The 9,810-nt window shown below is 65.7% G+C and carries 12 protein-coding genes; 6 read left to right on the forward strand and 6 right to left on the reverse strand.

Going from position 1 to position 9,810, the window contains the following annotated elements:
• Nucleotides 1-43: 43 nt before the first annotated feature.
• The 4 genes from FKP22_RS33360 (at nt 44) to FKP22_RS34475 (ending at nt 2,819) form a co-directional block, all read left to right on the forward strand.
• Nucleotides 44-394 carry a carboxymuconolactone decarboxylase family protein gene (locus FKP22_RS33360; protein WP_231010217.1) on the forward strand — a complete coding sequence of 117 codons (351 nt, stop codon included), beginning with the start codon at nt 44-46 and terminating at the stop codon, nt 392-394.
• Nucleotides 395-601: 207 nt separating this feature from the next.
• On the forward strand, nt 602-1,507 hold the full coding sequence (locus FKP22_RS01790) for a helix-turn-helix domain-containing protein (protein WP_141284588.1): 906 nt from the start codon (nt 602-604) through the stop codon (nt 1,505-1,507).
• Between the two features lie 158 nt (nt 1,508-1,665).
• Nucleotides 1,666-2,412: an SDR family oxidoreductase gene (locus FKP22_RS01795; RefSeq protein WP_141284590.1), complete on the forward strand. Its 747-nt coding sequence runs from the start codon at nt 1,666-1,668 to the stop codon at nt 2,410-2,412.
• Nucleotides 2,412-2,819, forward strand: coding sequence for a flavin reductase family protein (locus tag FKP22_RS34475; RefSeq protein WP_375140551.1), 408 nt, complete (start codon nt 2,412-2,414; stop codon nt 2,817-2,819). The genes FKP22_RS01795 and FKP22_RS34475 overlap by 1 nt, the downstream gene beginning before the upstream one ends.
• Here the strand turns inward: FKP22_RS34475 and wrbA are convergent.
• From wrbA to osmF, 6 genes are all read right to left on the reverse strand, one after another.
• Nucleotides 2,816-3,418 carry an NAD(P)H:quinone oxidoreductase gene (wrbA, locus tag FKP22_RS01805; protein ID WP_141284592.1) on the reverse strand — a complete coding sequence of 201 codons (603 nt, stop codon included), beginning with the start codon at nt 3,416-3,418 and terminating at the stop codon, nt 2,816-2,818. The two genes, FKP22_RS34475 and wrbA, sit on opposite strands and share 4 nt — an antisense overlap.
• A gap of 64 nt (nt 3,419-3,482) precedes the next feature.
• Nucleotides 3,483-4,283: a response regulator transcription factor gene (locus FKP22_RS34325; protein ID WP_141284594.1), complete on the reverse strand. Its 801-nt coding sequence runs from the start codon at nt 4,281-4,283 to the stop codon at nt 3,483-3,485.
• Nucleotides 4,284-4,472: 189 nt separating this feature from the next.
• Complete coding sequence (locus FKP22_RS01815) at nt 4,473-5,219, reverse strand: ABC transporter permease (RefSeq protein WP_141284596.1); 747 nt, start codon at nt 5,217-5,219, stop codon at nt 4,473-4,475.
• Between the two features lie 5 nt (nt 5,220-5,224).
• Entirely contained in the window at nt 5,225-6,157 is a 933-nt protein-coding gene (locus FKP22_RS01820; RefSeq protein ID WP_141284598.1) for an ABC transporter ATP-binding protein, read from the reverse strand.
• A complete protein-coding gene (locus tag FKP22_RS01825; protein WP_231010215.1) occupies nt 6,154-7,326 on the reverse strand; it encodes an ABC transporter permease in 1,173 nt (390 codons plus the stop codon). Before FKP22_RS01825 ends, FKP22_RS01820 begins: the two co-directional genes overlap by 4 nt.
• The gene (gene osmF / locus FKP22_RS01830; RefSeq protein ID WP_141284600.1) at nt 7,323-8,261 is read right to left on the reverse strand and encodes a glycine betaine ABC transporter substrate-binding protein OsmF; all 939 of its coding nucleotides are present in this window, start codon (nt 8,259-8,261) and stop codon (nt 7,323-7,325) included. Before osmF ends, FKP22_RS01825 begins: the two co-directional genes overlap by 4 nt.
• Before the next feature lie 166 nt (nt 8,262-8,427).
• Here osmF and FKP22_RS01835 point away from each other — a divergent pair, with 166 nt between their 5' ends.
• Nucleotides 8,428-9,210, forward strand: coding sequence for an endonuclease/exonuclease/phosphatase family protein (locus FKP22_RS01835; RefSeq protein ID WP_141284602.1), 783 nt, complete (start codon nt 8,428-8,430; stop codon nt 9,208-9,210).
• A gap of 107 nt (nt 9,211-9,317) precedes the next feature.
• Nucleotides 9,318-9,810, forward strand: a 493-nt coding sequence (locus tag FKP22_RS01840; RefSeq protein WP_233446794.1) for a phospholipase D-like domain-containing protein, incomplete at its 3' end; no start/stop codon positions are given.

Below are 9,810 nucleotides of genomic sequence, written 5' to 3' on the forward strand. Positions count from 1 at the left end.
CAAGGCGCCGAGTGACACGCGCTACCAAGCCGGCCTGGCAGCGTTGGGAGCGATTGACGGCTCAGCGGGAGAGAAAGTCATCGCGTCTCTTGCCGCGATTGCGCCCGACCTAGGACGATTCATCATCGAGTTCGCCTTCGGCGACATCTACACGCGTCAGGCCCTGGACCTGCACACACGTGAGCTGGTAACGGTTGCAGCGTTGGCGGCGATGGGCAACGCCAGGCCCCAGCTGAAAGTGCACACCCACGGTTTTCTTAACGTCGGGGGCAGCAGAGAGGAGCTTGTGGAACTGGTCATCCACACCGCCCCGTACGCCGGCTTTCCGCGAGCCATCAACGCAGCACTGGCCGTCCAAGAGGTGCTGGCGGAGCGAAAGGGCGGGGTTCACTGAATCGCGGCGAGGAGCAAGCGCGTTTCCCTTTCACGCCGCTCCCTGTATAGAGGCACCTGCAGGACGATGCCATTCCGTTGCGCATGGCGCGGGCAGCGCGCCTGGGATATTTCCGAGCCACGGCCAATTGGCGCCGACATGGAAATGCCTGACGCGGCGCCCGTGCCCCGCCGCGCAAACTGACCGAAAACTGAAGTGCGAGGAACCATGGACTTCGAACTTGGCACCGCCGAGGCACTCGACGAACGTGTTCCCGGCGAACTGATTGCGACCAGCAAGGGAACGCCATGGCGTGACCTCCTTGTCCAGATGTACACCCGCAGGCCTGTTCAGGACAGTCTCCTGATACCGGCTGTTCCGGAGCCACTCATCGTGTGGGTCGTGTCGGGAACCGCGCTGGTAGAGGAGCGACCACTGCAGGGCGAATGGATGGCCAATGAGGTCAGGGAGGGCGACTTCTTCCTTCAAACGTCTCCCCGCCCGTGCGAGCTGCGCTGGCGAACGCTCACCCATGAGCCGTTCCGGGTGATGCACGTCTACCTCGGTCTGCCACTCGTTCGCCGGGCCGTCATCGACGTCCTCGGGCCAGAGGCTGGGACCGTGCAGCTACGCGAAATCTCCGGCGGCAGCGATGCCATCATCAGCAATCAATTGCGCATGCTTCGCGACGAGCTTGTTGACAGGCGCACGCCCAGCACGATGCTGGTCCAGGGCCTGGCGAGCAGCCTGGCTGTTCACCTGGTTCGCTCTTATGCGAGCGAGGCGCAGGTTCCGGCGACACCGCATGGGGGCCTCCCGGCATTCAAGATGCACCGCGTTCTTCACGCAATGCAGGAGCGTCTTGACCAAGAGCTTGACCTGAGCCGTCTGGCGCGTGAGGTTCAGCTGAGCGACTCGCACTTCTCTCGCGCCTTCAAAAAGAGCACTGGCTTCTCACCGTCGCAGTACCTCACCCGATTGCGCATGGAACGCGCACGTCGTCTCTTGAGAGAAACGGACATGCCAATCGTGGAAGTGGGCTTGGAGGTGGGGTACGCCAGTCCAAGCCATTTTGCGCAGGTGTTTCGCAAGGAGGTTGGCGTGCTTCCAAGCGACTATCGAAGCGTTCGCTGAGCCCCCCCCGAGAGCCGGCAGCAAAACTTCGATATCGAGAGCAAAACCACGAGCGACCAAGCAAACATCCATCGGCACCATGGGAACCGTGGCAGCTACGGAAGACAAGCGATTCGTAGCCACCGCGACCTCCAACCCAACTGCCGAAAGGAACTGTCATGACACTCAATGGAAAAGTCGCTCTGGTCACCGGTGCTTCGAGTGGCATCGGCGCTGCAACGGCTCTGAAGCTGGCTGCCGCTGGCGCCAAGGTCGGCCTGGCCGCCCGTCGCCTGGACCGGCTGAACAAGCTGGTCGACCAAATCAAGACCGCCGGCGGCGAAGCCATCGCCATCCAGATGGACGTGGTGGACCGTGGGTCCGTTGAAGCAGGCGTCAACAAGCTGGTCGAGACCTATGGCGGTCTGGACATCGTCTTCAACAACGCTGGCCTGATGCCCATCTCCGACGTCGAGACACTGAAGGTCGACGAGTGGCACCGCATGGTCGACGTCAACGTCAAGGGTCTGATGAACAGCACCGCGGCGACACTGCCGCAGCTCATCAAGCGCGGCTCTGGTCACTTCGTGAACACGTCGTCCATCGCCGGCCGCAAGGTGTTCCCGGGTCTGGCTGTGTACTGTGCGACGAAGCACGCCGTGTCTGCCTTCACCGAGGCATTGCGCCTGGAAGTTGGCAAGAAGCACAACATCCGCGTCACCAGCATCCAGCCCGGCGCCGTGGACACCGAGCTGTTCAATCACATCACTGACAAGGGCTACCGCGACCAGATGGAGGGCCTGCGCGAGCAGATGTCTTTCCTGAGCAGCGACAACATCGCCGATACGGTGCTGTTCGCCCTGCAGGCTCCGGCGCACGTCGACGTGGCCGAGCTGTTCGTGCTGCCTACCGACCAACCCTGGTAATCGCAGGAAGCTGGCATCGGAAACACGACCGGCAAGGACTCGATAAGTTCGAGCATTTTGGACTCACGGCCCAGAGTGCCGACGATGTCGATGCACCACTCATCGGGGAGGCATATGCCAACTTCGAGTGCAAGCTGCACGACGGCAGCAAGGTCGGAAGCTTCAACCTCTTCATCTGGGAGATTGTGAAAGCTCACGTCGCTGCCAACCCAGCCCACCCCGAGACCGTTCATCACTTTTGGCCGAAGCCACGGTGCGCCAGCCCGGGCTGGCGTTGTATCGCTGGCTTGAGCGCAGCTGTCCTTCTGGCGGTCAGCTTTTCCTTCAGTGGTGCCCCGGCCATCGGCCAGTCTGTCAGGCAGCTGCCAGCTGCAGCGTGGCTGGCCGATGTGCCGTCTGTCGATTAGCCGAAGAGCTTGACGGCAGTCTTGGCCACCTGCTCGCCCTGGTGACGCGCGCCTGCCAAGTCGATCTCCGTGGGCTGACGGGAGCCGTCGCCGGCAGCCACCGTCGAAGCACCGTATGGTGAGCCGCCAACGATTTCGCTCACGGTCATCTGCCCGGCGTGGCTGTAGGGCAAGCCAACGATGACCATGCCAAAGTGCAAGAGGTTCGTGATGACCGAGAACAGCGTTTGTTCTTGCCCACCGTGCTGAGTGGCTGTCGAGGTGAACGCACCACCCACCTTGCCGTTCAGCGCGCCGCGGGCCCACAGGCCACCGGTTTGGTCAAGGAACGCAGCCATCTGCGAAGCCATGCGGCCGTAGCGAGTTGGCGTTCCAACGATGATGGCGTCGTACTGCTCCAGCTCAGCCACCGTTGCCACAGCAGCGGCTTGCTTCAGCTTGAAGTGCGCGCCCTTTGCGATTTGCTCAGGGACCGTTTCGGGAACACGCTTGACGTCCACGACGGAAGCTCCGCCAGCGCGGGCCCCTTCGGCGACCGCTTGGGCCAGTTGTTCAACGTGTCCATAGGACGAGTAGTAAAGAACCAGAACCTTGGCCATGCGGCACTCCTGAAAAAATTGCGGCGAGATGCCGCGTTGTGAAAAGTCTTCATTGCGGGAGGAGTCAGGCGGCCACCGACGGAGCCCCTGCCAATTGACGGCCCCGAGTCACTCTGTTCGCCCACGAGAACACGTCTGACACCAGGGACGGGTCACCGTCCGGCTGAGCGTCCAGCAAGTCGGCGCCCAACTTGAGGATGCCGCGCTTGCCCGCCATGGCGACAGCCTGCGTCCGGTTGCTGGCACCAAGCTTCGAGAAGATCGACCTTGCATGCGTCTTCACCGTGCCGTCTGAAATGCCCAATACCCTGGCAATGGCCTTGTTTGACATGCCTCTAGCGAGCAGTTCCAGCAGCGTGGCCTCTCGGCAAGTCAAACCTGGGGCTCCAACGTGCTCCGCCATCACAGACGCCACTGGCGGAGTGATATGGCGACGCCCCGCACCAACACGCAGTACCGCCTGTTGGAGTTCGTCACAAGCAACCGAAAGAAGCAGCAGCCCGCGGGCGCCTTTTCGAATCAGGGCTCGCGCTGCCTGGTCCCCAAAAGAGGAAGCCACAACGATGATTGCAGGCCCCTCCCGGCATGGCAGGAGTTGCTCGAGGAGCTCCAAAGCGAGGTCCTGGCTCGTCAGCAAGACGCGGGCAGACAAGAGCTCCTCAGGCACCGGTGTGCCCTGGCCCACACCAGGGCCCCTGAGGTCAAGACCTTGGTGCCCGCTGACCATGGCAGCAAGACCCTGGCGAATCACTTCGGACTCGTGAAGCACGCCAACACTGAGGCGACCTGGAGAATGCAACATATCCCGACTCCTCTGTGAGCGCAGTTCGTCATACCGACTGGGGGAGTGTCGGAGTTGATTCATCGGCAGCCAAGAGCGCCATCGGGTCGCTATCGGACAACCCAAATGGGGGGTGTGGTCGCCTGCAGCCCAGGCAGACGCAACTGCAGGCCTTGCCTTGCTCGGCCTTCAATCAGGGCGCAGGTCGAAGGGCCGAGAGGCTAAGCCGTTGATTTGCACGCCAAACGTCCGCGAACTTGAAGTTGGTCGCGCTCAGCCCGCCTCGCTCATGCGCCAACGGCTCACCCACCGCGCCAGCGCCGAGAACCCCAGATCCGCCACGATGGCCAGCAGGCCGACCAGCATCGCGCCCTGGATCACATACGCCGTGTTGTAGCCGCTCAGGCCGACGATGATCGGCGAGCCCAGGCTTTTGGCGCCGACGGTGGAGGCGATGGCGGCGGTACCGATGTTGATGATGACCGAGGTGCGGATGCCGGCGAGCATGACCGGGAGCGCGAGCGGGAGTTCGACCTGACGCAGCCGCTGCCAGCTGCTCATGCCCAGGCCCTCGGCGGCTTCATGGGCGCTGGCGGGCACGGCTTCGATGCCGGCGATGGTGTTGCGCACGATGGGCAGCAGGCCGTAGAGGGTCAGCGCGATCAGCGCGGGTGCCTCGCCGAAGCCGATCAGCGGGGCGGCCACGGCCAGCACCGCGACCGGCGGGAAGGTCTGGCCCATCGCGACCACGGTCTCGACCAATGGGCGAAATTCGCGCCCGGCCTGGCGGGTGACGAACAGGCCGGCGGACACGCCCAGCAGCACCGCGATGCCGCTGGACAGGCCGACGACCTGCAGGTGCGCCCAGACCAGCTGGGCGAACGTGTCCTGCTCGTACAGCGGCCGGTCCAGCGCGGGGAAGGCGGCAGCGAACAGCGGCTTGAGCAGCGGCATGCCCCAGGTCAGCGCGAGCAGTGCGGCCAGCGCCCAGGGCAAGGGTTGGCGCAACAGGCGGACCATTGTGCTCAGACGGCGCTGTGCAGCAGGTCGGCGAAATGCAGCGTGCCGAGCGGACGGCCTTGTGCGTCCACCACCGGCAGCCGCTCGACACTCCGGGCGACGAAAACCGACAGGGCGTCGCGCAGGCTCAAGGTGGCCGCGATCGGCTCGCCCTCGGCGAGCTCGTTGGGTCGCACACGAGCGGCCACGGTTTCCAGGCCCAGCAGCTTGATGCCGATCTCGCCGCGGCCGAGGAAGTCGCGCACGAAATCGTTGGCGGGGCGGCGCAGCAGTTCGGTTGGCGTGCCGGCCTGCACGATGCGGCCCTGGTCCAGCAGCACGATGCGCGTGGCCAGGCCCAGCGCTTCGTCGATGTCGTGCGTCACCAGCACGATGGTCTTGCCGGAGGCGCGGTGGATGCGCGCCATTTCCTGCTGCAGTGCGCCGCGGGTGATCGGGTCCAGCGCGCCAAACGGCTCGTCCATCAGCAGCACTTCCGGGTCTGCCGCCAGCGCGCGAGCCACGCCCACGCGCTGCTGCTGGCCGCCGGAGAGTTGGTGCGGGTAGCGCCCCTGGTACTGATCGGGCGGCAGGCCCAGCAGGCCCAGCAGTTCGGCCACCCGCTGGGCGATGCGCGCCGCCGGCCACTTCAACAACTGCGGCACGGTGGCGATGTTCTGCGCCACGGTCCAGTGCGGGAACAGCCCGGTGGACTGGATCGCATAGCCCATGCGGCGGCGGATGTCCTCGGGCTTGAAGCTGCGGATCTCCTGGCCCTGGAACAGGATGCGGCCGGCATCGTGTTCGATCAACCGGTTGATCATCTTCAGCGTGGTCGACTTGCCCGAACCCGAGCCGCCGATCAGCACCGTGAACTCACCGCGTTCAATGCTCAGCGACAGGTCGCGCACTGCCGCCGCGTCGCCAAAGGACTTGCTGACCCCGAGGAACTCGATCATGGCTGGTGCCTTTGTGCCCATTGGGTCAACACCGCGAACAGCGCGTCCACCGCAACAGCCATTGCCACCACCGGCAGTACGCCCAGCAGCACCAGGTCCAGCGCGCTGCTGAGCAGGCCCTGGAACATGATGGCGCCCAGCCCGCCGGCGCCGATCAGCGCGGCGACCACGGCCAGGCCGATGGCCTGCACCGTCGTCAGCCGCAAGCCCGAGAGCAGCAGCGGCAGCGCCAGCGGCACCTGCACGCGCCAGAACACCTGGCGCGGCGTAAGCCCCATGCCGGTCGCTGCTTCGACCACCGCTGCCGGCACCTCGCGCAGCCCCGTCAAGGTGCTTTGCACGATGGGCAGCAGCGAATAAAGCGTCAGCGCAATGACCGCCGGCGCCAGGCCGATGCCGCCGATGCCCAGCGCTGGCAGCGCCAAAGCCAGCGCGGCCAGCGGCGCCATCAGCAGGCCGAACAGCGCGATGGACGGCACCGTCTGGATCACGTTCAACAGCGCAAACAGCGGTGCGCCAAAACGCGGATGCCGATGCGCCGCCACGCCCAGCGGCACGCCGAGCAGCAAGGTGGGCAACAAGGTGACGCCGACGATCTGCGCATGCCGCCACAGCGCTGCGTCGAACACGTCCTGCCGGTTGTCGTATTCCTTGAACAGCGACAGCGCAGCCAACTCGCCCGATGCCGCCAACACGACCACTGGCGCCAGCACCGCAGCCAGCGCCAACGTGCGGCCCAGTGGGGCGAGCTTCAGCCGCTGCACCGCATCCGCCGCGGCCAGCCAGCACAGCACCGTCAACACCCAGAAGCCGCCGCCAAACGAGGTGCGCCCGGCGCTGTTGCCGGCCGCTTCCGCGGCGTCGGCCATTTGCGTCGCATGTGCGCCGGCCAGCCAGACCAGCACGGCCAACAGCGTCGCGGCAGCGGCCGTCACCAGGCCCTGCGTGGCCACCGAAGGCTGCCAAAAGACGGCCAGCGCCAGCAACGCAAAAGGCCCCCCGACCAGCGCCCAGTTCGCGCCATGCAACAGCGTGCGCAACGGCACGCCCACGCCCGACACCAGCCGGTTCGGTGCCTGCGTCACGAACGCCAAAGAGAGTGCCGCAACCAGACCCGCCAGCACCAACACCAGCAGCACCCGATTGGCCGGGCGCAGGGCCACGCTCACTTGATGAAGCCCTTGGCCTTCAGGTAGGTGGCGGCTACCTTCTTCGCGTCCTGGCCGTCGAGCGCGATCTTGGCGTTCAGCGCCTGCAGCGTGGCACTGTCCAGCGACTGGAAGACCGGAGCCAGCAGCTGGGCGATCTGCGGCTGGCGGGCCAGCACTTCGGCGCGGATGACAGGCGCCGGCGCATAGATTGGCTGCGCCGACTTCGTGTCTTCGAGGATCTGCAGGCCCAGCGCAGCAACCGGCCCGTCGGTGCCATAGGCCATTGCAGCGTTGACGCCCGAGGTCTGCTCGGCGGCGGCCTTGATGGTGACGGTGGTGTCGCCGCCGGCCAGCGTCAGGATCTGGTCCTGCGAGAGCTTGAAGCCGTAGGTGCCCTGGAAGGCCGGCAGCGCATCGGGCCGCTCGACGAACTCGGCCGATGCGGCCAGCTTGACTTTGCCGCCGCCGGCCACCCACTTGCCGAAGTCCTCCAGCGACTTCAGCTTGTTCGCCGCGGCCACATCCTTGCGGATGGCGATCGCCCAGGTGTTGTTGGCCGGCGCCGGCGTGAGCCAGACCAGCTTGTTCTTCTGCTGGTCCAGCGCCTTGACCTGCTCGTAGCCAGCCTTGGCGTTTTTCCAGGCCGGGTTCTTTTCGTCGGAAAAGAAGAAGGCGCCGTTGCCGGTGTACTCGGGGTAGATGTCGACCTCGCCAGCCACCAGCGCGCCACGCACGATCTTGGTCGCCCCCAGCTGCAGCTTGTTCTGGGTCTTGATGCCACCTGCTTCCAGCACCTGCAGGATCAGGCTGCCAAGCAGAGAACCTTCGGTGTCGATCTTCGAGGCCACGCGCACCGGCACGCTGGCCTGGGCCAGTGCACCGCCGGCGGCGAGCAGGCAGGCGGCAGCGGTCGCGGCCAGCAGCGCACGGCGGTGGTCATGGAACAAGGTCATGCTGGGCTCTCCTGATTGAAGCCGACCGAGCATGCATCGCCCGGCCGGAATTACGCATGGCACGACCCTAGCATGGCATCGCGCAGTTTTTACCGAGGCGCCGTCCTACAACCTGGTGCTGCGACGGACGACGCAGCCGCGCTGGCGCCCCGGTGAGACTGGCTGCATGCTTGCCTCGAACTCGGCTCCGTTCGGCCCGCGTGGTTTTTGCGTGCTGACGATCAACATCCACAAGGGTTTCAGCAGCCTGAACCGCCGCTTCGTGCTGCCCGCGCTGCGCGACGCGATGCGCGCGGTGGGGGCCGACGTGGTGCTGTTACAAGAGGTGCATGGCCGGCATGCCGGCCACGGCGCCCGCGTGGCCGACTGGCCCAGCGCGCCGCACTATGAATTCCTGGCCGACACCGTGTGGCACCAGCATGCCTATGGCCGCAACGCGGTCTACACCGAGGGCGACCACGGCAACGCGGTGCTGTCCAAGTTCCCCATCGTGCGCTGGCACAACCATGACATGCCGCACGAAGGCGCAACGCAGGCGCCCGAGGCGCGTGGCCTGCTGCACTGCGTGCTGGACTTGCCCGGCCAGACGCAGGTGCACGTGATCTGCGTGCACCTGGGCTTGCGCGAGCGCGAGCGCCAGCAGCAGATCCAGCGCCTGGGCCAGGTCATGTCGCAGCAGGTACCCGAAGGCGCACCGCTGATCGTGGCCGGCGACTTCAACGACTGGCGCGGCCTGGCGCATGCGCCGCTGATGAAGCTGGGCCTGCGCGAGGTGCATGCCAACGTGCCCGGCGGCATGCCACGCACCTTCCCTGCCCGCCTGCCGCTGCTGCGGCTGGACCGCATCTACGTGCGCGGCATGCGCAGGCAGGCGCCGCTGCGGCTGCCGCGCCGGCCCTGGGCCCACCTTTCCGACCATGCGCCCTTGGCGGCGCACATCGAGCCATGAACACCTCCGACCACATCCATGGGGGCCAAGAAGTCGACGGGCCGCCCCCAAGGCTTCTTGACCCCGTTGGGGGATCGGTCGACACACTCGCCGGACGAGGGGCTGCCATGCACCGCCTGGACTGGACCGACGGCAACCAGATCCGCCTGCTGGAAAACGGCGAAGCGTATTACCCGGCCGTCTTCGAGGCGATTGCCCAGGCGCAACAGGAGGTGCGGCTGGAGACCTTCATCCTGTTCGAGGACAAGGTGGGCCTGCAGTTGCGAGAAGCCTTGGTCGCTGCGGCCAACCGCGGTGTGAAAGTGAACCTGCTGATCGACGGCTGGGGCTCGCCGGACCTGTCGCCCAACTACGTCGACTCGCTGGTCACGGCTGGCGTGCAGCTGCACTTCTTCAAGCCCGTCAAACGCTTGCTGGGCCAGCGCCTGAACCTGTTCCGGCGCATGCACCGCAAGATCGTCGTCGTCGACGGCCGCATTGGCTTCATTGGCGGCATCAACTTTTCGCTGGACCACCTGGCCGAATTCGGCCAGCAGGCCAAGCAGGACTATGCGGTGGAGATCCGTGGGCCGCTGGTCGAGAAGCTGCGCGAGCTGACGC

The sequence above is a fragment of the Ideonella azotifigens genome (genome assembly GCF_006519715.1).
In the GTDB taxonomy this organism is placed as follows: Bacteria; Pseudomonadota; Gammaproteobacteria; order Burkholderiales; family Burkholderiaceae_C; genus Ideonella; species Ideonella azotifigens.

Excerpts from the sequence above, each read along its gene's own strand:
- FKP22_RS01790 (WP_141284588.1), top strand. The coding sequence starts at position 602 with ATGGACTTCGAACTTGGCACCGCCGAGGCACTCGACGAACGTGTTCCC.
- FKP22_RS01795 (WP_141284590.1), top strand. The coding sequence starts at position 1,666 with ATGACACTCAATGGAAAAGTCGCTCTGGTCACCGGTGCTTCGAGTGGC.
- wrbA (WP_141284592.1), bottom strand. The coding sequence starts at position 3,418 with ATGGCCAAGGTTCTGGTTCTTTACTACTCGTCCTATGGACACGTTGAA.
- FKP22_RS34325 (WP_141284594.1), bottom strand. The coding sequence starts at position 4,283 with ATGAATCAACTCCGACACTCCCCCAGTCGGTATGACGAACTGCGCTCA.
- FKP22_RS01815 (WP_141284596.1), bottom strand. The coding sequence starts at position 5,219 with ATGGTCCGCCTGTTGCGCCAACCCTTGCCCTGGGCGCTGGCCGCACTG.
- FKP22_RS01820 (WP_141284598.1), bottom strand. The coding sequence starts at position 6,157 with ATGATCGAGTTCCTCGGGGTCAGCAAGTCCTTTGGCGACGCGGCGGCA.
- osmF (WP_141284600.1), bottom strand. The coding sequence starts at position 8,261 with ATGACCTTGTTCCATGACCACCGCCGTGCGCTGCTGGCCGCGACCGCT.
- FKP22_RS01835 (WP_141284602.1), top strand. The coding sequence starts at position 8,428 with ATGCTTGCCTCGAACTCGGCTCCGTTCGGCCCGCGTGGTTTTTGCGTG.